16 protein-coding genes are annotated in these 22537 nt (G+C 47.0%); 8 read left to right on the top strand and 8 right to left on the bottom strand.

Translation table 11 applies throughout. From position 1 onward, the window contains the following. Window positions 1-31: 31 nt before the first annotated feature. The 3 genes from BUB19_RS13245 (at window position 32) to BUB19_RS13230 (ending at window position 3613) form a co-directional block, all read left to right on the top strand. Window positions 32-1228, top strand: a complete 1197-nt coding sequence (locus tag BUB19_RS13245) for an Nramp family divalent metal transporter (protein ID WP_073095036.1) — start codon at window positions 32-34, stop codon at window positions 1226-1228. 284 nt (window positions 1229-1512) lie between these two features. Further along, window positions 1513-2529 carry an NAD-dependent epimerase/dehydratase family protein gene (locus BUB19_RS13235; protein ID WP_073095034.1) on the top strand — a complete coding sequence of 339 codons (1017 nt, stop codon included), beginning with the start codon at window positions 1513-1515 and terminating at the stop codon, window positions 2527-2529. Between the two features lie 4 nt (window positions 2530-2533). Next, window positions 2534-3613 (top strand): dihydrodipicolinate synthase family protein, encoded by a 1080-nt coding sequence (locus tag BUB19_RS13230; RefSeq protein ID WP_073095033.1) that lies wholly within the window; start codon window positions 2534-2536, stop codon window positions 3611-3613. On the opposite strand, the gene BUB19_RS13225 is transcribed toward BUB19_RS13230, so the two are convergent. Then, window positions 3598-5406: a GDSL-type esterase/lipase family protein gene (locus BUB19_RS13225; RefSeq protein ID WP_073095032.1), complete on the bottom strand. Its 1809-nt coding sequence runs from the start codon at window positions 5404-5406 to the stop codon at window positions 3598-3600. The genes BUB19_RS13230 and BUB19_RS13225 overlap by 16 nt on opposite strands. A 222-nt stretch (window positions 5407-5628) precedes the next feature. Between BUB19_RS13225 and BUB19_RS13220 the strand changes: the two genes are divergently transcribed. After that, window positions 5629-7761 carry a hypothetical protein gene (locus BUB19_RS13220; protein WP_084097276.1) on the top strand — a complete coding sequence of 711 codons (2133 nt, stop codon included), beginning with the start codon at window positions 5629-5631 and terminating at the stop codon, window positions 7759-7761. A 375-nt stretch (window positions 7762-8136) separates the two neighbouring features. Here the strand turns inward: BUB19_RS13220 and BUB19_RS13215 are convergent, their stop codons facing one another. From BUB19_RS13215 to mtaB, 3 genes are all read right to left on the bottom strand, one after another. Beyond that, on the bottom strand, window positions 8137-8847 hold the full coding sequence (locus BUB19_RS13215; protein ID WP_073095030.1) for a 3-keto-disaccharide hydrolase: 711 nt from the start codon (window positions 8845-8847) through the stop codon (window positions 8137-8139). A gap of 54 nt (window positions 8848-8901) precedes the next feature. Continuing rightward, a complete protein-coding gene (locus BUB19_RS13210; RefSeq protein ID WP_073095029.1) occupies window positions 8902-10986 on the bottom strand; it encodes a BNR-4 repeat-containing protein in 2085 nt (694 codons plus the stop codon). Window positions 10987-11081: 95 nt separating this feature from the next. Next, a complete protein-coding gene (mtaB, locus tag BUB19_RS13205; RefSeq protein ID WP_073095028.1) occupies window positions 11082-12404 on the bottom strand; it encodes a tRNA (N(6)-L-threonylcarbamoyladenosine(37)-C(2))-methylthiotransferase MtaB in 1323 nt (440 codons plus the stop codon). Between the two features lie 234 nt (window positions 12405-12638). Here mtaB and BUB19_RS13200 point away from each other — a divergent pair, with 234 nt between their 5' ends. After that, window positions 12639-14801 carry a glutamine synthetase III family protein gene (locus tag BUB19_RS13200; protein ID WP_178371496.1) on the top strand — a complete coding sequence of 721 codons (2163 nt, stop codon included), beginning with the start codon at window positions 12639-12641 and terminating at the stop codon, window positions 14799-14801. A 118-nt stretch (window positions 14802-14919) separates the two neighbouring features. Here the strand turns inward: BUB19_RS13200 and BUB19_RS13195 are convergent, their stop codons facing one another. Together BUB19_RS13195 and BUB19_RS13190 are read right to left on the bottom strand one after the other, a co-directional pair. Further along, window positions 14920-15393, bottom strand: coding sequence for a hypothetical protein (locus tag BUB19_RS13195; RefSeq protein WP_073095027.1), 474 nt, complete (start codon window positions 15391-15393; stop codon window positions 14920-14922). A 95-nt stretch (window positions 15394-15488) separates the two neighbouring features. Further along, window positions 15489-16496 carry a zinc-binding alcohol dehydrogenase family protein gene (locus BUB19_RS13190; RefSeq protein WP_073095026.1) on the bottom strand — a complete coding sequence of 336 codons (1008 nt, stop codon included), beginning with the start codon at window positions 16494-16496 and terminating at the stop codon, window positions 15489-15491. Between the two features lie 373 nt (window positions 16497-16869). Here BUB19_RS13190 and yiaK point away from each other — a divergent pair, with 373 nt between their 5' ends. From yiaK to BUB19_RS13175, 3 genes are read left to right on the top strand one after another with little or no spacing between them, the layout of a single operon-like run. Then, complete coding sequence (gene yiaK / locus BUB19_RS13185; RefSeq protein ID WP_073095137.1) at window positions 16870-17886, top strand: 3-dehydro-L-gulonate 2-dehydrogenase; 1017 nt, start codon at window positions 16870-16872, stop codon at window positions 17884-17886. A 47-nt stretch (window positions 17887-17933) separates the two neighbouring features. Further along, window positions 17934-18437, top strand: coding sequence for a P-loop nucleotide/nucleoside kinase family protein (locus BUB19_RS13180; RefSeq protein ID WP_073095025.1), 504 nt, complete (start codon window positions 17934-17936; stop codon window positions 18435-18437). Beyond that, entirely contained in the window at window positions 18427-19404 is a 978-nt protein-coding gene (locus tag BUB19_RS13175; RefSeq protein WP_073095024.1) for a phosphotransferase, read from the top strand. The genes BUB19_RS13180 and BUB19_RS13175 overlap by 11 nt, the downstream gene beginning before the upstream one ends. Before the next feature lie 39 nt (window positions 19405-19443). Here BUB19_RS13175 and BUB19_RS13170 read toward each other — a convergent pair whose 3' ends face one another. Together BUB19_RS13170 and BUB19_RS13165 are read right to left on the bottom strand one after the other, a co-directional pair. Continuing rightward, window positions 19444-20910, bottom strand: a complete 1467-nt coding sequence (locus BUB19_RS13170; RefSeq protein WP_073095023.1) for a pyruvate kinase — start codon at window positions 20908-20910, stop codon at window positions 19444-19446. A 115-nt stretch (window positions 20911-21025) separates the two neighbouring features. After that, the gene (locus tag BUB19_RS13165) at window positions 21026-22405 is read right to left on the bottom strand and encodes an MBL fold metallo-hydrolase (RefSeq protein WP_073095022.1); all 1380 of its coding nucleotides are present in this window, start codon (window positions 22403-22405) and stop codon (window positions 21026-21028) included. Between the last annotated feature and the right edge of the window lie 132 nt (window positions 22406-22537).

The raw sequence follows: 22537 nt of genomic DNA, 5'->3' as shown, positions 1-22537 counted from the left end.
TAGATTGACAAATGTTTAAACCTTACCTATTTTGATCATTCGATGGATTAAGTCGCTGGGACCCGGTTTGATTACTGCAGCGTTGGTATTCGGGCCGGGAAGTCTCACCATTACCTCTAAACTGGGGGCCGTCTATGGCTATCAATTGTTGTGGGTGATACTACTGGCTGTGGTGCTCATGCTTACTTTTACTGGTATGGGAGCGAGGATCGGCCTGGCGGCAGAATCTTCTCTGATCAGTTTGTTTCGGGATAAATGGGGTAACTCTGCAGCCTGGATCGCAGGCTTCGGACTATTTTTTGTAACTGCCTCATTTCAGGCGGGCAATACGGTAGGTGCAGGCCTGGCGCTGTCCGAATCCCTGGGCGGGTCCAATGCCTTATGGATCACATGCATATCCCTGCTGGCCATTTCACTACTGTTTTTCAGGAGCTTTTACAAGGTGCTTGAGAAAGTCATGATTCTGATGGTGGCAGTGATGCTGGTGTCATTTCTACTTACGCTGGTATTGGCTCCCCCTGACTTTACCGAAGTCATTAAAGGGTTGGTTCCTGTTATTCCAAAAGGCTCTTTCGTCCTGGTAATAGCCCTGGTGGCGTCCAGCTTTTCTATAGCAGGAGCATTTTACCAGTCTTACCTGGTACAGGAAAAGGGCTGGCGTGTATCGCAGAAAAAGGAAGCACTGACAGAAAGTTTTACCGGCATACTTGTCCTGGGTATTATTTCTTCTATGATTCTGCTGAGTGCTGCCACCATCTTGTATCCGCAAGGGGTGAAGGTAAGTTCTGCAGGAGACATGGGACTTGCGCTGGCACCAGTTTATGGTCAATTCGCTTTTATGGTATTCATGGTCGGGTTATTTGGAGCGTCTTTTTCTTCTCTTTTAGGCAATGCCAGTATTGGAGGTACCCTGCTGGCGGATGCCCTTTCGCTGGGAAGGGATCTGAACAGCCTTCCCGTTAAAATATTGATTTCCCTCGTTATTGTGATCGGTGCCGCGGTGGCGCTTGTATTTGGACGACTTCCTTTGGAGCTTATTGTTTTTGCCCAGGGGATTACTATTTTTGCCGTTCCATTTATCGGGTTTGGTCTGTTCCTGATGGCAAATGATGGTAAAATTATGGGCAAATTAAAAAATAAATTGCCGGCCAATATTATCGGAGCGGTAGGTTTGCTGGTGTTGTTGGCTCTGGCAATCAGCAACGCAGTCAATTTGTTTTTCAATTGAACACCACACAATGAGCAAAAGTGAAGGACATCAATCTACGCTATCCCCTGAAATGGAGTTTGTATGAGGCAGACAGGCAAGTCGCAGGCGACAAACGAAGGGATCGTTACCAACATGCAAGCTGCCGGGATTTTTCTTGCGGCTGGCATCATTCCTGCGGACATATTGCTGCTAAAAGACAATGATAATCATATGAAATCGAGCATGATGTACCCGTCACACACTGGAATGACTATCAGACATGCGAGATTCCATGTGACCATTAAAGAACAAATTATAGACACATGAAATCTATCGCTGAACTTGAAGAAAAACTCAGCCGGCCATCGGCGGCGCTAATAGAGGATCTGAGCCGGATCACCGGGGATATCATCATTCTGGGTGTAGGTGGTAAAATGGGTCCTAGTCTTGCAAAGATGCTGCTGAGAGCCATTGAAGCCGCAAAACTCAATAAAAAGGTTATTGGCGTATCCCGTTTTTCTGATGCCCGGGCAAAGGCTGATTTACAAGATCATGGCCTGCAATGTATCAGTGCCGATTTGCTGGACGATAAGGCCCTGCAAGCGCTTCCCGACGTAGAAAATGTGATCTACATGGCGGGAAGAAAGTTTGGAACCTCCGGAAATGCCCACAGCACCTGGGCCATGAATACCTATCTGCCAGGGCGTGTTGCAGAAAAGTTTCAAAACTCCCGAATGGTCATTTTTTCCAGTGGAAACATATACCCGTACGTACATTATGGATCAGGAGGTGCTACAGAAAATACACCTCCCGAGCCTTTGGGTGAATATGCCCAGTCCTGCCTGGGCAGGGAAAGGATTTTCGAGTACTATAGCCATCGGTATGGAATTCCCATGCTCATCTACCGTCTGAACTATGCCATTGATTTGAGGTATGGTAATCTGCTGGAGATCGGGAAGATGGTTTTTGAAGGGCACCCAATAGACTTGCGCAGTGGACACATGAATGTAATCTGGCAGGGAGATGCCAATGAAATCGCCATTCGGTCGCTTTTGCACACCAGCAGCCCTCCCAGGTTACTTAACGTGACCGGACCTGAGACCATCAGTATCCGGCAGCTAGCGGAGATTTTTGGCAATATATTCGGGAATGAACCGGTATTCCAAAATGAGCCAGAGCCCTATGTCTTACTCAATAATGCCTCCCAATGCCACCGCCTTTTTGGATATCCGGGGACTTCCCTGCTGGAGATGGTGGAAATGACGGCAGACTGGATCCGGCATGACGGAGAAATACTGAATAAGCCCACCCACTTTCAGGAAAGGGAGGGAAAATACTAAAATTATGAATCAGATCGACCCTATAAAGAAAAACCATTTACAGGAAGGATTGGTCATTCCTGCCCATCCCCTGGCGCTGGATGCCCAACGTAAACTGGATGAAACCCATCAACGTGCACTGAGCAGGTATTACCTGGCTTCCGGTGCCGGAGGCATGGCCGTGGGAGTGCATAGTACGCAGTTCGAGATCCGGGATCAGAAACATGGTTTGCTGGAGCCAGTTCTTAAAATGGCAATGGAAGAAGTGAAGGCCGCAAACCTGGAAAAGCCATTCCTAATGGTGGCTGGAATAGTAGGAGGTACGGATCAGGCCCTTCGGGAGGCGGAGGTGGCCAAAGGGATGGGATATGATTTGGGTTTGCTGAGTGCCGGAGGCCTGGGCGAATGGACCGAAAGGCAATTGATCAAACGGGCCGAGCAGGTAGCTGAGGTCATTCCCTTGTTCGGTTTTTACCTACAGCCTTCTGCCGGAGGTAGACTGCTCAGTCATGAATTCTGGAAGGACTTTGCGGACATTCCCAATGTACATGCCATCAAAATGGCCCCCTTTAACCGGTACCAGACCCTTGACGTGGTCAGGGCCGTATGTGCATCCCCTCGGAGGGACGAAATCGCTCTGTACACCGGCAACGACGACAATATAGTAGCAGACTTACTCAGCTCCTTCTCATTTGTGGTGAATGGGCAATTTGTCCATAAAAAGATCGTAGGTGGCTTGTTGGGCCATTGGGCAGTATGGACCAGGCGGGCTGTGGAATTGCTGCAAAGGGTGAAAGAATCACAGGGGCGTGGTGCAACGGAAATCTCAGACCTCCTGACTTTGGGCGCGCAAATTACCGATACCAATGCAGCGATATTTGATCCCGCGCACCAGTTTAGGGGATGCATCCCTGGTATTCATGAAATCCTTCGCCGGCAGGGTCTGCTGCAGGGAAGGTGGTGTTTGAATCCTGAAGAGGAACTTTCTCCCGGGCAGATGGAGGAGATTGACCGGGTATATAGGGATTATCCGGAACTCAATGACGATTCATTTGTATCGCGTCATCTGCCAGCCTTTTTGAAGCCTCGTCAGTCGGCAAGATAATATTCAAAGAAGGAATAAATGATCTCGTTCGAATCCGGATTGGGAGCGTGCTTCGGCCTGTTGCTCATCCCCACCCGGTTTTTGACATTATAGTATGCATTGGCTCGAAGGCTGTAGTTTAACGGTACCCAGCGACTTTCCGGGTCTTCCGCGCCTCCGGACACCAGAAATGGTCTTGGTGCCATGAGTACATGGAGTTCATGCAGATCCATCTTTTGTTCCAGCAATTCCGGGTATAGTCCTCGTGCAGGATTATCGGCTGTTGGCAGGCCCCTTTTTCTCCAGGGCGGAGGATGATACCCCAGGTACCAGGGTTCCCAATAATTGATGTTTGGCTTGTCCTGCTCAAAAACTATACCTGGATCAGACCAGGCAGCAGCAGCATATTTGTCGAACAAACAGGAAGCAAACATGGCCCATTTTCCACCGTATGAATGTCCGGTAATGCCAATTTTGTCTTTATTTACCTCCGGTAACCCCGCCAGGAGATGCCAGGCATTAGCGGCAGCATAGGCCAGCATAGACAAGGGTTGAACGGTAGCGCTGTCGATATGCGGATAATAGAGAGAGTACGTTTGGTTCTCGGTGGTTTCACTTGTTCCCAAAGATAGGGTGACGAAGCCCCTTTGGGCGAGCTGCAGCGCAAAATCGCGGTGAGGCTTACCCTTACCTATAGCCGTTTCAGGTTCATAATAGACCGTCACCACCGCAGGTCTGTTTTCCGATCCATGGGGTATCAGCAAATACCCCTTAGTGGTCTGGCCTGGTACCCATTCGAATTGGATGGTATGCTGCACGAAGGCTTCCTGGTCTATTGATTCCACGATTTCATATTTCGGTTCTGTGATCAGCTCCGGCCAGGGACCCATCTTACCATGCCATTTGCTAAGGATTTCCTTTCTACGCTCCTTCCAGTCGGCAAGGTCGTTTACCAGACTGCCGTCGTCAAAAACAAAGGGATCAGCATAATTTCCTTCTACGTTTTCATATTCATAGGGTATGGAAAAATATGGTGCCAATTCATCCCATTGGATCATTCTTTTCAGGTATGCCGGAAAGGTCTGCCCCTCACAGGTGCCACTGCCTTCTACGCCCTGCCCAAAGATGATGCTGTCACCAAAAAAGATCAGTTTTTTCTTCTGACTGATTTTATTATTCGCAACAAGGAAATTAAAAACCTGTTCTGCAATGATTCTGTTGCCTTCACTGGTGGGATGTACACCATCGGGTTTTCCGGAATTGGCCACATTCATGATCAGTGAATTTTTGCCCGGATTGGGAGATTTTCTGTCTATAAATTCCTGATACAGATCTATGGTTTTGAGCCCGTTGGCTCTGGCCAGCTCGGCTATGATATCATTTGCTTTCCTGACCTTCACCAAAGGAGGAGCGTCAAAAAAATCCAATTCGTACCTGTTCGATATGGCGCTGGTATCTACAGGTGTAAGGTTTAGCAGCACGGTCTCGATACCTGCCTGCCGGAGTTTGCCGATTATCTTCTGGTAGGCTTTTCTGTAAGTTCCATAGTCCAGAAATTTGTGCAGATTGATCATGTCATGGATGCCTACCATGATGAAAACCATATCAGGCTTTTCGCTGATCACATCCTTGTCTATTCTGCCAAGTAGGTCGAGAGAATTGCTGTTGCCTGCACCCTTATTGAGTATGCTCCAGCCGGCTGCGGGCGCTTTTTCTGCTACCAGGGTAGAATCTTTTGCATCAAAAGAGCCCGCCCGGGATGTATGTAGCCCCAGCAGCAAAGCGCAGAAAATGAAAAGGAATCTGAAATGCATTTTTATTGATCTAAACCATATTTTTTTAAATTTAAGAATTCAATTTAAATTGACCATACAAAAATTATTTTTTCGTTTCCATTGGTAACGATTTGTCTGCCAATATTTTATAATTTAAAATTTATCCAGGTTTTTTACCATTAATTTCTACCCGCTCCGGATTTCAGAAATGTGCAGATAAATGTATATTGCTCGCTGTTTCCAATCAATTTACTGTTTTCTATGCTTAAGCGTTGTTTCATTTTGTTGATTACCTGTGTCTTGATGGCCTGTAATGATGGAAATTCCGATACGATCCACGTTGTCGGGCCGGCCAATAACGATTTGTTGAAATGGCTGGAAGGGGAGGGCTTCCAGCTCCGGTTTTTTGAAGAACCGCTGCAAGCGGTCGAAAAGATGCCCGATGGGGGTACCCTGCTGATCCTGGCCGAAAATTATCCGGAGAAAAGGGTGGACATCCCCGATGGATTTATGGCTTTGCTGGAAGAGAAGGAAATCAGGTATTATTTGGAGTATCCTTCGGACTTTGAGGGGCTTGAGAGTACGGGTAAGGTATTGCAGACCCGGTTGGAAAGGGGAGTTGTGGCTGCCGATGATTTTGGCGAACAGCTTCCTTCGATGCGTATTTTAGGAATTAACGATTGCCATGTCATACCTGCATCAGTAGATGATCCGATCCTGGTATTGGCAAAAGTGGCAGGCCTGAATCATGCTGCCTATGGACTGGAGGGCGTTCCTGTCTATCCCATACTCTACCCCAATGGATCCGGTTTTATTGCCCTGACCCGGCTTTCTGAGTTTGCAAAAGGGAGGTTTGGTCCTCAAAATCATTGGAAGGCTGTCTGGAGCCACCTGATCGGAGAGCTGACAGGGAAAAATTCCTTTGATTTTCAGGCCTGGCCGCGTTATCTGGCACCCAGCTTTGAAGAGGATGCATCACTGACTGCGGCAGACAAGAAAAATAGCGTAAAACGGGGAGTAGATTGGTTTTTCAAAGGGAATTTTTTCATTCATGAAAATTGGAAGGACAGGTGGTTACAGTACCAGGGCGATGGTACCAATCCGGTGGGCCCGCCGGTGCCTGGCTACCTGCCCACCGGAGATGGGTCAGAGGGCCTTCTGGAAGGCCATTCTTCGAATATCTACTACGATGGAAGCCAACAATACCGGTATTGGATCCGGGCCGATGTGCAGGGAGAGGGAGCTTATGCCCTGGCGGCTGCCGGAAAGATCCTCGACGAAACGGAATACGATAAAAGGGCAGTTAATCTGATCAACTTTTTGTTTTCGGGCAACCTCAGAGGAGGACCCAGAAACCATCCGGACTCTGCCGCTTTCGGTTTGATCGGTTGGTCAGATACCCATCCCCATGTATATTATGGCGACGACAATGCCAGGGCGATACTTGGGGTGATCGGTGCCATGGCCCATCTCGAACGGCAGGATTGGAACTTAAAAATGCTGGAAGCCATATTGGGAAACTTCCGGACCACCGGGAAAAATGGCTTTAGGATCAACCGCATCGAAAATGACGATCTCCAACGGGAGGGTTGGAAGCATTATTGGAACAGGGATGTGGTCAACCCTGCACCACACTTTGAATCCTGGATGTGGGCAGTATACCTTTGGCTATACGATAAAACCGGCTATCAACCCTTGCTGGAGAAGACAAAAAAAGCCATTAAGATCACCATGGATGCCTATCCCGAGGAATGGCTGTGGACGAATGGCATTCAGCAGGAACGCGCCAGAATGATTCTACCGCTCGCCTGGCTGGTTCGGGTAGAAGATACACCAGAACACCGGGAATGGCTCGATAGGATCGTCCGGAAATTATTGGAAAACCAGCAAGCCAATGGGGCCATCCGTGAAGAACTGGGCGGAACAGATAAGGGCAGATACGGCAGGACCAAATCCAACGAAGCATATGGGTTACATGAAGCTCCCCTGATATTCGAAAATGGAGATCCGATAGCCGACATGCTGTATACCAGTAATTTTGCCTTTTTTAGTCTCAATGAAGCCGTTCACGCCACAGGCGACCCGAAATACCAGCAGGCGCTGGACAAACTATCCGATTTTCTTACCCGGATCCAGGTACAGTCCGATCGCTTCCATGACCTGGATGGTGCCTGGTTCCGGGCCTTTGATTACGACAAATGGGAATTCTGGGCCTCCAATGCAGATGTAGGCTGGGGCGCCTGGGGTACGCTTACCGGCTGGACCCAGAGCTGGATTGTGGCCACTCAGGTACTGGTATTGCAGGATCAAAGCTATTGGGAGCTGACGAAAGATTCCAAAATAGCAGAGGATATGGATGCGCACCTTGACGTCATGCTGGAAGATTATCGATAAAAACCTGACTTCCACATGCCCTGAAAATCATGTGGAAGTCAGTCAAATTGTCAATATTGAGTTTCAGTTGGGAAAGCTGGCTATTCCTTCAATTTTACGCTTCAGAGTGATAAGCCATAGAAAATTGACTTATTCCAGTTTTGAGAGAATAGCTATATAAAACCTAAACCGGGATGACGAGCTGTATTTGCAGTATAATGGACATCATCGGCAGGAGGGATGGGGCAGGGAGGAATAACAAGCGAACGGACCAAATCGATTCATCGCAAAAGCACAAAGCCTGCACCAGGATGCATAGGAAAATCAAATAACTACACCCTTGTGGGTCCTCGGTCCATTCTTTGACCAAAGAAAGCGTTGTGTTGTGAATTCTGGTTATCGCTTTCTGATTTTGATGTTTCTGAAGTAAACCTTGTCGCCGTGGTCAGTCAGGAGAATGTGGCCCTCCTCCAATTCTCCATACTGCGTATCCTCTTTAAACTTGTTTTCCTCTTTCCTTTTGAGAAAATCTTTACTGCCTCTGGTATAGCTGACTACTTTTTTCCCGTTTAACCAATGCGAAACCTGTTTACCCCTCGCCACTATTTTTCCGGAGTTCCACTCTCCATGGGGATTAAGCTGCTTGTTTTTGGGGGCATAAAAAAGGTAGGCTGCTGCTGTGGAACTCAGGCCATTGGGGTCCTCTTTGATACCCGGATAATTGTAGTCGTCAATGATCTGATACTCGGGACCATTCACCATCATTTTGCCTGTCTTTTCATGGTAAAGCGTATCTACAAAATATTTAATACCACTGTTGGCACCTTCAGTAAGCTTAAATTCAAATACCAGTTCAAAATCACCGTATTTTTCCCGCGTAATGATATCACCTCCACCCTTACTTTCCAGATACAGCATTCCATCTGCTACCTTCCACCCCTTTTCGGGAAATGTATTGGCTTGCTTGCTTCTCCATTTTTCTACCGTTTTTCCGTCAAATAGTACTTCATATTCAGTTGACTGGGCAGATGCATATGAGACAAATAAAATTGGGCAAAAAGCGAATACTGCTAAGATGCAGGCAAGTGATTTTGGGATATTTATCATGGTTTTTTATTTGTGTTTTGTACGATCATTTACACTATAATATTGTAGAAAGGGCTATTTTAATGTCCAGGCGATTGCATTTTCCAACAGTTGGAGGAACGAGGCATGGGTGAAATCGGTAGGATAGCCCAGGGAAGTATAAAAGACTTTACTTTTGCCAGATTTTCTGGTGTAAGCTATTGGAGCTTCATGACTGGCTGAGTTACCCCTGAGCAATACCCGGGCATCAGGGTCCAGGCTATTTCCCATGAGATAAAGGTTACCCTGGCTTGTCCAGGGCTGATCCGGAATACCCTTTAAAAGGCCTCGGCCTGGTTTTTTGACCGGTATTATGGAGGTGCTGTCCCGTGCTGGTCCATAGCCCTGATTTTCATGCCCCAATACATCCGGAACGAATTCCCACCAATCTTCAAACCCATCGGGAATAGGCTCCTCTCTGACCGAAAAAGCGTGGTTGGCAGTGCGTATACCCAGGATCGGTTTGCCTTCCTTGATATGGTTTTTGATATATGCCATTTGGGTTTTGGAAAGCGCGACACGTCTTAAAAACAGTACCAGCAGATCACTGTTTGTGACGGAATCCAGACCGGGCAATAGAAATGCATTCTTTTCACCTTCACCGGTGATGACCTGCGTTTCGTATCCTTTCTCTTTGGCCAGTTTCATCGCAAAATAGGGAATGGTCATGTCTGCTGCGTAATTGTCCGGATCCACGCTGATCAGGAATGTGATTTTTTTATCTGATTCCGCCCGATTGTTTTTACGTTTGGGTAAAACCTTACCGAATACCTTCAATTTGTAATCCCGGTAACTGCTGTAGCGACCGGAGAGCCAAAGTACGATCTCCTTTTCCTGGTCTGCCAGTACCAGCGGACGTATATTGTCTTCTTCAGACTGGAAGGTTACGGGACTAAACTGCCATTCGCTTTCTTCGTCTCTTCTTTCTGCCCTGAATATCTCATACCTTCTTTCACCATTTACCAAAAGTGGATCCCCGGTGGCGGGGTGCACATCAGCGGAAAAGTAGAGGATATTTTTGTCATGAGGGTGCAGGCTGATCAGTCCGGTATATTCGTTTTCCCCGGGATAAAGTCGGCTTCCTGCATAAGCGATCTCATTCGTCAGCCATTCTCGGCCGGTCCAGCGGGCATAGTGGTAGCGGTGATCCATACCTCCCAGACTGGTCTGTATGGTCTCTCCCCGGGATATAGGGTCTTTGGTCACTGAATAAACAAAATAAGGCAAGCCTGACTCATCCAACTGCATGTCGCTGGTCCAGGCTACATCGGTACGGGTTTCCAGGTCGCCGTCGTAAACCAGGGTAAAATCAGCAGGCCGTAAATTGCTGGTATCGGTCGTGCTTAACGGGCCTACCAAGCTGCCGTCGGACCGGTAGGCCTTTCCGTTTTCGATGTAGCCGTGATAAATGTTGTTGTTGAAATACCGGGGATGGCCGTCGGTGGTGATAAAATGTATACGCTGCGCTCCATCTGACGCATATTTGAGGTAGGATCGACCTTCAAACTGAAACAGCCTTCCTCCAAACCGCCAGCTTTCCCCATCATCTTCAGAAAGCAGATAATGTGGGTTATTCCCGTTTCCCCGGAAAAAATTGAAGGTTTCACCGGTGGATTTCAGGTGAAAAAGGTTGGAATAGCAAACCCTTCCATTGGTTTTGACCACCGATTCCTCCTCCCAGTCCCGGATTTCTGCACCTGTGCGTGTACTTCGGTACCTTACCAGGCTGTCGATGCTGTGTCCGGCATAGACGGTAAGCAGCTTACCATCCGGTCTCAGCATCAATGCACCTACGTTGTGATCGTCTGCTGGCAGGCTTCCCTTGGTCAGTACCTTGGTATAGGTCTCATTGTCTGACAGATCCCATTCGCTTACCGTATTGAACCCCTCTGAAGTGACGCCGGTAAAAATAACTTTGTCGTCCAGCAGCAATGCCCGCTTGTCCTGAAACCAGCACCAGCTTCCATCTTCTGAAAGCAGAATAGGTTGCAGCGGATCTTGATTCTGGGCCAGGGATGGGGTAGAAAAGTAACAGGCCCAAATGATACATAAAATCAGGGCATGATATGTTTTCCTGCGCTGCAGGAAAGGTCTCAGAGAAATGTAATTTTTGCGTATCATCCCGTCAATTTAAGTTATCCATGCGATTTCCGCATTAAAAAGGGGATAAAATACGCTAAAAAATTACCAGCGGTAGTAAAGCTACGAATAGCCTGCTAACCATGGCTGAGCAGGCTGGTTTCGGGTTCCAGGACGTCTGCCAATCCTTTTTCGTTGATTTCACTCAGGCTAACCTCTTTTATCTCATTGATCAAAAGGGGATCATATTTGGCCCTTACCCGGATGTAGTTTTCTGTGAAGCCATGCATCTGGCCTGCATCAACGTCTTCTTCAAAGAGTACCTGAAAAGTTTTTCCCAGATTTTCCTCGTAAAATGCTCTCCTTTTCTTCTCGGACAAAATCCGTAGCATCTTTGACCTCTTGTTTCTGATTTTCATAGGTACAGCTTCGTCCATTTCCGCTGCCCGGGTATTGGCCCTTTCCGAATAGGTGAATACATGTAAATAAGACAGCGGCAATTCCTTGAGAAACTCGTAGGTTTCCAAAAACAATTCCTCCGTTTCACCCGGAAAGCCAACGATCACGTCAGCTCCAATACAACAGTGGGGCATCAGACTTTTGATCCGGTATACACGGTCTTCGTACAATTCACGCAGGTAGCGCCTCCCCATTTTTCTCAAAAGGGTGTTGCTGCCCGATTGCAGGGGGATGTGAAAATGAGGTACAAAATGCCTGGATTCAGCGACAAATTGGATGGCTTCGTTTGTCAGCAGATTGGGCTCTATAGAGGAAATGCGGAACCGGGCTATCCCTTCCACCTGATCCAGCGCCATGATCAAATCTAGAAAGCTTTCCTTACGCTTGCCATTTTGTATGCCGAAATCACCGATGTTTACCCCGGTAAGCACCACTTCCTTAACTTCCGTTTGGCCAATCTCCCTGGCAGCGTCAAGAATATTTGCTATAGTGTCGCTCCTGCTCTTGCCCCTGGCCAGGGGTATGGTACAGAAAGCACAGCCATAATTGCAACCGTCCTGTACTTTTAAAAAGGTCCTTGTCCTGTCATGCATACTAAAGGCGTGATTGAAATCCCTGGCCTCTTTGATCTCGCTGGCAAAAACCTGTGCTTCCTGTCTGGCCGCAAAGCCGTCCAGTAGTTCGATAAGCCGGAATTTTTCTGCAGCACCCAATACCGCATCCACTCCCGGTATAGAAGCGATCTCCTGAGGTTTGAGCTGCGCATAACATCCGATAATGGCCACAAACCCGGCAGGGGATATTTTCCTGGCCTCACGGACAATTTTCTTACATTTTTTATCTGCATTTTCGGTCACCGAACAGGTATTGATGATAAAGATGTCCGGATGTTCCTCAAAGCCTACCTTCTGGTAGCCTTTTTGCTCAAACATCCTGCTGATGGTAGAGGTTTCTGCATAGTTTAACTTGCAGCCCAGCGTATAAAATGCAACTTTTTTCAATTTTCAGACCATTTAATTTCGGAGGGCAAAGTTAAGGAATATCAGGGAGTTTTCCATTTTTGTAAAATTTTGCGGAAAAATCGATTTTCGCTCCCTGTTTGATGGATATTTCTGCTTCAAACGTTGTCAAATGTGTAATTTTACAGAGATTGACCCTGATTTTTTACCATTTTTGCTAAAGACTCATTTATTTTTCTAATTTTGTAAGTAGTTTTTAAACCATAAACTAAAACAATGGCAACATTAAGACAAAAAGCATTAATGAAGGTGCAGGCCAGACCGCAGGTTTCTGCCGTTGCGCCCTCTTTAAAAATTTCCGACTATTTTGGATCGCAGGTTTTTGGCTTGAAAGAGATGCAGGAAACCCTGGCGACTCCTGTTTTCAAGAAAGTCAGTACAGCAATCGAAAAGGGGACTAAGATTGATATGTCTACTGCAGACGAGGTCGCAACGGCTGTCAAAAGCTGGGCATTGGGTAAAGGAGCCACCCATTATACCCACTGGTTTCAACCCCTGACCGGATCCACTGCAGAAAAGCACGACACCTTTTTTGATGCCTTGTCCGGCATGGAAAAATTCAAGGGCAGCGCGCTGGTTCAGCAGGAACCTGATGCCTCTTCTTTCCCTAGCGGGGGTATAAGGACTACCTTTGAAGCCCGTGGCTACACTGCCTGGGATCCCAGCTCACCCATCTTCATTTTCAATCAGACCCTTTGCATTCCAACAATTTTTGTTTCTTTCACAGGCGAAGCCCTGGATTTTAAAACCCCACTCATTAGATCAACTGAAGCTATCAATAATGCTGCAGTTGAAATTTGCCAGTATTTTGATCGAAATGTAAGAAAAGTGAACCCCTCTCTGGGGGTAGAGCAGGAGTATTTTGTCATCGACAGGGCACTATATGCCACTCGTCCGGATCTGGTAATGGCAGGAAGAACTGTTTTTGGCCATAATCCAGCCAGAGGACAGCAATTGGACGACCATTACTTTGGTTCCATACCTTCACGGGTGAAGGAGTACATGAAGGATTTTGAAATTGAGGCCTTAAAATTGGGTATTCCTGTTTCCACCCGACACAATGAAGTGGCCCCCGGACAGTTTGAAGTGGCTCCCTTGTTTGAAGACATCAATAAGGCTACCGATCACAACCTGCTGCTGATGGATGTGATGGAAAAAGTCGCTGAGAAGCATGGATTAAAGGTTTTGTTCCACGAAAAACCTTTTGCCGGTCTTAATGGTAGTGGTAAACACAACAACTGGTCTCTCATCACCGACACCGGTGTAAACTTATTTCAACCCAGTAATTCGGCTCGCGAAAACCTGCAATTCCTCTGCTTTCTGGTGGCTACGCTCAAAGCGGTATATAAAAATGCAGATCTGCTGAGAGCCAGCATTGCTTCTGCAGGCAACGATTTCAGGTTGGGAGCCAATGAGGCCCCGCCGGCCATCATCTCCGTGTTTCTTGGTTCGACCCTTACCGGTATTCTGGACGAACTGGAGAAAAATGGCAATATCAAGATCGAGAAGGGAGACAATATGTACATGAAGCTGGGGATATCCAAAATTCCTGAAATCATATTGGACAATACCGACAGAAACAGAACCTCACCTTTTGCCTTCACCGGTAACAAATTTGAATTCAGAGCTGTAGGTTCCAGCGCCAATCCCGCAGGACCCATGACTGCCCTGAATGTGATTGTCGCTGATGTATTGAAGGAACTCAAAAAGGATATCGATAAAGAGATAGAAGGTGGTAAGGAGAAGAAAATTGCCATCGTTAATGTGTTGAGGAAATACATCAAAGAAAGCAAGAAAATCAGATTTGAGGGAGACGGCTACTCCGAAGAATGGGAAAAGGAAGCAGAAAAAAGAGGCCTTTCCAACTTGAAAAGTACTGCTGAAGCCCTGGATGTTTTGTTGTCCAAGCAGGTAACGGACCTTTACAAGCGGCACAATGTGCTGAACGAAAAGGAACTACATGCCCGCCATGAGATCAGGTTGGAAAACTACGTGATGAAAGTACAGATTGAATCAAGAGTAATGGGAGATCTGGCCCTGAATCATATCATTCCTACCGCTATTCGCTATCAGAACCAGTTGATTGTCAATGCAAATGGGCTGAAAGGCTTGGGTCTTGATCACCGTGCAGCCATTGAAACTATCGAGGAGGTTTCCAAACACATTGAAGCACTCAAGTCCAATGTGAGTAATATGATCGAAGCCCGTAAAAGGGTCAATAAAGTCGAGAATATCACCGAAAAAGCCAAGCTTTACAGTACAGAGGTGAAAGATGCTTACTTTGACAAGATCCGGTATGCAGTGGATAAATTAGAACTGCTGGTAGACGATGAGTATTGGCCTCTGGTTAAATACAGAGAAATGCTTTTTCTGAAGTAATTTGACACAAAAACAAATCATAAAAAAGCCCGGATTGATTTCCGGGCTTTTTTTGATATACCTTATGCAGGCTTTGACCAGATGTTGTCACGAAACCTTCTGGATTATCGATCAGGCGCTAGTAATTGTAGAGCGGAATATACCAACTGATAAACTTATCTTCAAACTTTGTCAGGCAGTCCTTGTTTTCTTCAACTTTCATTTTTCTCCGGATCACTTCCTCCAGCTTTCTAAAATCAACAGCAAGCTCTTCAGGGTCTTGCTCACAAATAAAGTATAACTCCTGCACATCACCACGTATATCAATATATACCCGTGACTGTATTTTGATGTTTCGAAACAGAGATTTCGTCTCCTCATCAAAATAATGGGCAATCAGGTCAAAGTTCAATTCCTTACTCAATTCAGTGGAAGAACAGTCCAGGGTCAGCCTTTCGGTGTCTATGCGGGTATAATCTATCGATTTTGTTTTGATGACATAGGCACTATTCGTTTTCAGTACCTGATAATCTCCGGGTACCTGTCCATCGGAAAAGGACGGAACAGACACCAATCCGAAAATAGTGAGTAACAACAGCAATAATTTATTCATAACCGCTCTCTTTCCGCTTTCAATCTTGATATTTTAAAAGCGAAACACAAAAACCTCTCCACAATCGGTACAAAGTTATTTTTAATGGTTGTATTTTAAAGCCGAATCATGGCTTTGATTACATTATTGGATGGATCGGTCAATTGGCCAAACCTATCCGGGACCTGGTCAAAAGTCAGGTCATGGCTGTGGTACCATTTGGTAGGGAACTTTTTCAGTCTCAGTATTTCCATCACCTGAAGAAAATCGGAGCGGGTCGCATTTCTGCTGCAAAGCAGACTCAATTCGCGTGCATGCAGAGAGGGATGGTGAAAAGATAAGCTTTCCTTATACAGCCCTACCAATATATATTTTCCCCCATGGTCTGCATAATAGGGGCCGGACTCCATGGCTTGTTTGTTACCGGTAGCATCGAATACAAGATCAAACCTGCTCGTATACTGAGTCTTGTATTCCGGATCAGCGGCAAGCTTATTGGCATCAATGGTGCTTTGCGCATGGAAATGGTTTTTTGCCAACTCGAGGCGAACAGGATTTGTATCCAGGGCAGTCACCTGCGCGCCGGCAAGATCTGCGAAAACCATCAGGGCCAATCCTATCGGACCGCAACCCATTATCAGTACTTCATCTCCCTCATTGATGCCCCCCCGGCTCACCGCATGGGCTGCGACGGACAAGGGTTCAACAATCGCCAATTCCTCCCAGCTTAAACCGTGACCGCGAAGCAAAAGCTGCTCGGGAAGGGCCATGTATTCCTGCATGGCCCCATCTGTGTGGACGCCCAGTACTTTGAGGTTTGAGCAGCAATTTGTTTTCCCAGACTTGCATGCCTTGCATAAGCCACAGTGGATGTAGGGTATGACCACCACAGGGTCTCCTGCCTGAAGCCCGGAGTCATGGCTTTTACACACAGTCGCTGCAATTTCATGACCTAAGATACGGGGATAGGTAAAAAAGGCCTGGTTTCCGGCAAAAGCGTGTAGATCCGTACCACAAACTCCTATCCTTTCGATTTTTACAAGTATATCTCCTTTGCCTGTATCAGGTTTTCTGACCTCTCGGTGTACCAATGAACCAGGTCGTTCGCAACTGATCGCCTTCATAGTGGATTTGTTTTTTTAGCCAGGTGTAAATGTAAAAAAAGGAGGGGTAAAAGCGGCCCGTTTCAGTAGAAATTGGTCCGGTAGAGCGCTTTAATGGTGACAATCCTGAACATTTCTCAGGGTCTGGGACAGCAAAGGAGTAAAGTGGAAACATAAAAGGGTAGGAGATCCTTTTTTTTGCAGGCTGTCGGCTGTATTTTTAGCACAAAGAAAAAAATAACTTACTACCTATCTTACCCTTAATCAGAAAGCAGGTACCTGGGGAAGAGATCTGCCTGCCAGAGAAGAAATTATTCTTTTCTCAGGAGATCTTCCTCTGGACATTGGAATGTTTGCTTGTAGAAAGGTATTGTTTCATAAAATTCAGCAAAAAATGGAAGAAGAAATCCGCATTCCCTATGTAAAATTGGAATCTACCTTTGCAAAAGTGCTGCAGAAGTACGGATTTGAAAGTGAGAAAGCCGGTATTTGCGCTACACTTTTTGCCCGGGCAAGTCTGGACGGCGTGCCCTCCCACGGATTGAATCGCTTTCCCTCATTTCTGGACCAAATTAAAAAGGGGCAGGTAAAAGTAGATTCCAGGCCAAAAGCGGAATTTTCCCTTCCCATGATGGAACGCTGGAATGGTATGCTCGGGCCTGGAATGTACAATGCCTACCTGGCCATGGACAAAGCCATCTCCATGGCCAGGGAACATGGAATGGGATGTGTAGCCATGAACAACACCAATCACTGGATGAGAGCAGGGAATTATGGCTGGCAGGCTGCAGAAGCCGGATGTATTGGCATTTGTTTTACCAATACCATCCCCAATATGCCTCCCTGGGGCGGTAGTGAACCGAAATTAGGCAACAATCCTCTGGTAATCGCCGTTCCCTTCAGAAAGCAAGCCATCATTTTAGACATGGCCATGACGCAATATTCCTACGGCAAGATGAGTATTTTTGAAAAAGAAAATGCCGACCTGCCCCATCCTGCCGGGTTTGACAGTAGCGGTGCGCTAACCAGAGATCCCGTCCATGTATTGGCCAGGCAGTTGGCTTTGCCTATCGGGCTGTGGAAGGGAGCCGGCTTATCGTTAATGCTGGATTTGCTGGCTTCCGGATTATCCGGGGGAAAGACTACCCATGAGATAGGCCAGCAGGGAGAAGAGTACGGGATTTCTCAGTTTTTTCTGTGTTTTCATCTGGAAAAACTGCAAATTGATCAAAGGAACCTCGAAGGTAAACTGGAGCAGGTAATCAGAGATTTAAAGTCCTCTGATGTATTTGATGGAATGGAGGTAAGCTATCCGGGAGAAAAATCCTTTGAACGACGGCAAGAAAATTTAACGGCCGGCGTACCGGTATCTGCAGAAATTTGGCATCAGGTCAGGCAGATATTAGCCTGATTGATAGGAATGGGGCTACGCAATGCTCATCACTTAATGAATGAGATATGTTGATTTTGGTAGTGGGATTACCTGGTTCTGGAAAAACCTTTTTTGCCAAAAGGCTGGCTGCACAAATGCAGTTGATTTATTATGGCACCGATCAACTGCGCATGGAGATGGGACTCAGGGGCAATTACTCCGATAATGACCGGCAGCGGGTATACGCGGCTATAGCGCGCAAAGCAAAGGAGGCACTGCAGCAGCAAAAATCAGTATTGGTCGATGCCACATTTCAAAAGGTAGAAAACAGACGTGTACTGCAGGATATCGCCAAAAAAGCAGGACATAAACCGATCTGCATACAAATTTGGGCAGCGGAAAGCCTGACGAAAAAACGATTGTCTGAAACCAGAGAGGATAGCGAGGCCGACTTTTCGGTGTACCAAATGCTTAAAACAAGTTTTGATCCCATCGAAGGCGACTACCTGAGCATTCAATCCCGGGATGGAAATATTGAGGACATGATACAGCAAGCTATGGATTATATAAGCCGCTGCCATGAAAGCTGAAGACATTCAGGTATTGGCAAAAGATGGGTGGTATCGGGGCCGCCGGATTGACGGCCAATTAGTGGAAACGCATATTTCCTGGGTCATCATTGGCCATAAGTGGGTTTATAAAATTAAAAAGCCCATAAAACTTTCCTTTCTTGACTATACCAGCCTGGCCGCCCGGGCCCTTTATTGCGACGAGGAGATTCAATTAAACAGCCGGTTTTCTTCAATCTACATCCGGAGTTGCCCGATTACCTGGTTTGATGGGAAATGGGTAATGGACGGAAAACGAGGTGTTTTGCATGACTATGCCGTATTGATGAAACGCCTGCCGGAAACCTTCAGGATGGACAAGGTATTGAGGGATGGCGGCGGTGAAGCGACATTGATCCGCAAGCTTGCGAAGAAAGTCGCCTTATTTCACCGCAGGCAACCGGAGGAGGATGTATCGTTTCGGTTGGATGAAGCCAGAGATCTTTTCAACGACATCTTAAATCCCGGCTACAAGCATACCTCCGGCCAGCAGAAGTTCCTCCAACAGGCCGTGGCATGGAGCGATGCCTTTCTCAGGAAACACCAGCAACGCCTGGCGGAGCGGGTTCGCCTGGGTTGGGTCAGAGACCTCCATGGGGATTTACACACGGGGAATGTGTTTCTGACTGATCCGCCAGTTATTTTTGATTGCATTGAGTTTAGCAAAAGCATACGTACCATCGATATGCTTTACGAGGTAGCATTTATTTGCATGGACCTGGAGCGGTATGGTCGGGCGGATTGGTCAGCAGTTTTCCTGCAGACCTATCTCAGCGGCAATCCTGTATTGAATACGGATGAGGACGAGGATATTTTTAGGTATTACAAAAGTCTGAGAGCCAATATCCGGGCCAAGGTACTGGGATTGGCATCGTCCGGCGATGGGGAAAAAAAAGCCGATCAGCAAGCCTATCTACGTTTGATGGAGTTTTATATGCAACAAGGGTAACCTCGGGAGACTTATTTTTGATGCTTGTGCTCTCAGCTTTCAGGATGACCGCATAAATTTTTTTGCCATCCCTAGTGCACCCAGTGTAAACCGCTTTTTATTTCTCCGGTCACTGGTGCGTTGCATGATTTCTTTCAGGGTTTTCAGTACGGAAATGGTGTGTTTGCCTTTGTTGACCATGATGCACTCTGCCAGGGAGGCAAGTCCGGCATCTGTTATTTCTGAACGCGTAGGCATTCCGGATTTGTGAAGGTTTTCCAATACCTGGGTAGCCCAGACCACCGGGACATGCGCCGCCTCGCAGATCCACAGGATTTCCTCCTGGATTTCACCCATGCGTTCAAAGCCGATTTCTACGGCCAAATCTCCTCTTGCGATCATGATACCAAATGGCGGATGCCGCATTCCCTCCAGAATCAACTCCGGCAGATTGAGCACTGATTCGGGAGTTTCAATTTTATACACCAATGCAGGAATGGTATTCCCAATTTGCTCCAGCTCCTTCCTTAACATGCGGACGTCTGCTGTATTTTTCACAAATGAATAGCCAATAATATCGGCATGGGCACAGACAAAAGGAAGGCATTCCCTGTCAAAGTCTGTAAGCGAAGGGATGCTGAGGCCGGTATCGGGAAAATTGATGCCCTTCTCAGATTTTATTCTGCCCTTTTTGGATGAAATTCTTTCCAGGTTTACGGCTGCCTTTGCAGCCGCAGTATGACTCACCCTGCCTTCGATTTCGCCATCATCGATAAGTATCCTGTGTCCCGATTCCAAGGAAGCAATGATTCCCTTTTCATTCGGGTGCAGCACCACAGTATCGTCGTCGAAACCTTCCATGGTTTCTGAAAGCCAGATGGTCTCTCCCACAGCGACTTTCACCTTGCCCTTGTCCTTCCCTTTGCCCAACAGTACGGTCCTGATCTTTGGACCCGCCAGATCCATGTGAATTTTGCAACGCTTTCCGGTAATTTTTTCTGCTCTCCGGATTTGTCCGATCATGGCTTTCCAGACTTTTTCATCATCGTGTGCACAGTTGATCCTGGCAACATTCATTCCCTGTTCCAAGAGGTTGCGCACCAGTTCCGGATCCTCGGCAAAGGAGCTGTCAAAAGTTACCATGATGGTGGGCATTCCCTGGGTGTCCGGAGACCCAAACAAAGCCTGACTATTATCTGTCAACTTGCCCTGACTGTACGAATAGGTACATGGGTTGAGTTCCTCCGGGTGGTACCGGTGGCCCAAACGTTCCCGGATCACCTGGATTTGCCGGTGGATATGGTTTTCTGAATTGGACAATGCGGAGAGCCCGTACAGGTGCAATTTTTCCTGCAGGTCTTTCCGGTCTTCAGACCTGAAGCAGAGGTACTGAATCAGATTTCTTGCGGCGGGCTGGTTGCCTGGCGGAATCAGCTCCAGGTATTGCTGTTGTTGGTTAAGCGACTGAGATAATTCCTTCTCCAGGCTCGCCAGGGTTTCATTCAATTCTTCGAGGTCTGCTTTCATTGGCGGTAAAGATAAGGGTTATTCCGGTCATTTATATCGTCTGAATTTTACAAAAAAAATGCGGGACATCATTTTTATGATACCCCGCATTATTGTCGCTGTCTTTATTTTTTACCTAATTGCTCCAGTCTTCCCAGCCACCGGCATAGTTCACCACATTGCGGAAACCCTCTGCCCTTAACAGGGAATAAGCGATTGCTGCCCGGCCTCCGCTCTGGCAGTGAATGATTACCTCTTTTTCTTTAGAAACCTGATCCAGATGCTGATCAAGTTTTCCGACAAAGATGTTCTCAGCACCGTCGATATGGCCTTGCTTGAATTCAGAGGCTCCGCGAACATCAATCACCTGAACATTACCTTTTTTCAGCTTTTCTTTGACCTCCTTTTTGTCAATGGGGCTGTATTTCGCAAGGTTGCCTCCTTCAAAGTCTGCCAATTGGCCGGGTGTGATGAAACCCTTGATATTGTCCAGACCAATCCGCATCAGTTTTCGGGTAAGGTCTGTCACCTCAGCCTCCTCGGCTATCAGTACAAAGTACTCCTCATAGTCCATATACCATCCCATCCAGGTAGAAAAATTGTTGGTATTAGGGATATTGAGGGAGCCCTCCAGAAAGCCCCCGGAAAATGCTTCAGGTGTACGCACATCGATGATTTTTAACCCTTCACTTTTGGCGTTTTGAAACGATTCCCTGGACAGATTTTGAATCTGGGGAACTTCCGTAAAAAGCTCACGGTCAATTTTATTCAGCTTTTTCATCATGGCGAAATACCGCGGTGGTTCGGGCTGGTCGGCCAACAATTCCTTTTGGAAGTTGGCCCTGTCATCCAGCAGTTGCAGCGCCCAATTCCGTATCTTTTCGTAACCCACAGTGGATAGCGGTACGGCACCCAGAGATTTGCCACAAGCAGATCCCGCGCCGTGTCCCGGCCAGACCTGAATGAAGTCCTGAAGCTTCTGGAACTGATTCAGGGAATCAAACATCTGTGCAGCACCAATTTCCTGTGTTCCCTTCAAACCTGCGGCCTGCTCCAGCAGATCTGGCCGACCGACATCACCTACGAAGACAAAGTCCCCGGTAAATAACATCACTGGCTCCTGACTTGCCGGCTTGTCGGTAAGCAGAAAACTGATGCTCTCCGGCGTATGTCCCGGAGTATGCAGCACCTCGAAGTTGAGATTCCCGAGTTTTACATGGTCGCCATGCCTCAGTTTGTTGTGGGGAAATTCATATTTCCAGTCTTTGTCACCCATATCTGAAAGATACAGCTCTGCTCCGGTCAAAGCCGCCAGCTCCCTGGAGCCACACAGGAAATCTGCGTGAATATGGGTTTCCAGAATATGGGTTATTTTCAAATTATTATTTTTGGCGATCTCTAGATATGTGTCTACATCCCTTTTCGGATCTATTACTGCGGCCACACCGCCCGCCTGACATCCAATTACGTAGCTGGCTTGTGCCAGACTTTTGTCATATACCTGTTCGAAAAACATTTCTTTTTAAAATTATATGTTCAATAGTTATTTTATCCGGATAGATCATTTTTTGCCCTCATCCAAATATGTTACAAGTTTAGCGATTCCCTTCTGAAGAAGATGTGACAATTATTACCAAAGAAAATGCCA

The organism is Cyclobacterium lianum (assembly GCF_900143075.1).
Classification (GTDB): Bacteria; Bacteroidota; Bacteroidia; order Cytophagales; family Cyclobacteriaceae; genus Cyclobacterium; species Cyclobacterium lianum.
Note: the sequence above shows the minus strand (reverse complement) of the source record. Positions and strands in the feature narration are given on the sequence as shown.

Excerpts from the sequence above, each read along its gene's own strand:
- BUB19_RS13225 (WP_073095032.1), bottom strand. The coding sequence starts at position 5,406 with ATGCATTTCAGATTCCTTTTCATTTTCTGCGCTTTGCTGCTGGGGCTA.
- BUB19_RS13235 (WP_073095034.1), top strand. The coding sequence starts at position 1,513 with ATGAAATCTATCGCTGAACTTGAAGAAAAACTCAGCCGGCCATCGGCG.
- BUB19_RS13215 (WP_073095030.1), bottom strand. The coding sequence starts at position 8,847 with ATGATAAATATCCCAAAATCACTTGCCTGCATCTTAGCAGTATTCGCT.
- BUB19_RS13180 (WP_073095025.1), top strand. The coding sequence starts at position 17,934 with ATGTTGATTTTGGTAGTGGGATTACCTGGTTCTGGAAAAACCTTTTTT.
- BUB19_RS13195 (WP_073095027.1), bottom strand. The coding sequence starts at position 15,393 with ATGAATAAATTATTGCTGTTGTTACTCACTATTTTCGGATTGGTGTCT.
- BUB19_RS13200 (WP_178371496.1), top strand. The coding sequence starts at position 12,639 with ATGGCAACATTAAGACAAAAAGCATTAATGAAGGTGCAGGCCAGACCG.
- BUB19_RS13170 (WP_073095023.1), bottom strand. The coding sequence starts at position 20,910 with ATGAAAGCAGACCTCGAAGAATTGAATGAAACCCTGGCGAGCCTGGAG.
- BUB19_RS13210 (WP_073095029.1), bottom strand. The coding sequence starts at position 10,986 with ATGATACGCAAAAATTACATTTCTCTGAGACCTTTCCTGCAGCGCAGG.
- BUB19_RS13190 (WP_073095026.1), bottom strand. The coding sequence starts at position 16,496 with ATGAAGGCGATCAGTTGCGAACGACCTGGTTCATTGGTACACCGAGAG.
- BUB19_RS13230 (WP_073095033.1), top strand. The coding sequence starts at position 2,534 with ATGAATCAGATCGACCCTATAAAGAAAAACCATTTACAGGAAGGATTG.
- yiaK (WP_073095137.1), top strand. The coding sequence starts at position 16,870 with ATGGAAGAAGAAATCCGCATTCCCTATGTAAAATTGGAATCTACCTTT.
- BUB19_RS13220 (WP_084097276.1), top strand. The coding sequence starts at position 5,629 with ATGCTTAAGCGTTGTTTCATTTTGTTGATTACCTGTGTCTTGATGGCC.
- BUB19_RS13165 (WP_073095022.1), bottom strand. The coding sequence starts at position 22,405 with ATGTTTTTCGAACAGGTATATGACAAAAGTCTGGCACAAGCCAGCTAC.
- BUB19_RS13175 (WP_073095024.1), top strand. The coding sequence starts at position 18,427 with ATGAAAGCTGAAGACATTCAGGTATTGGCAAAAGATGGGTGGTATCGG.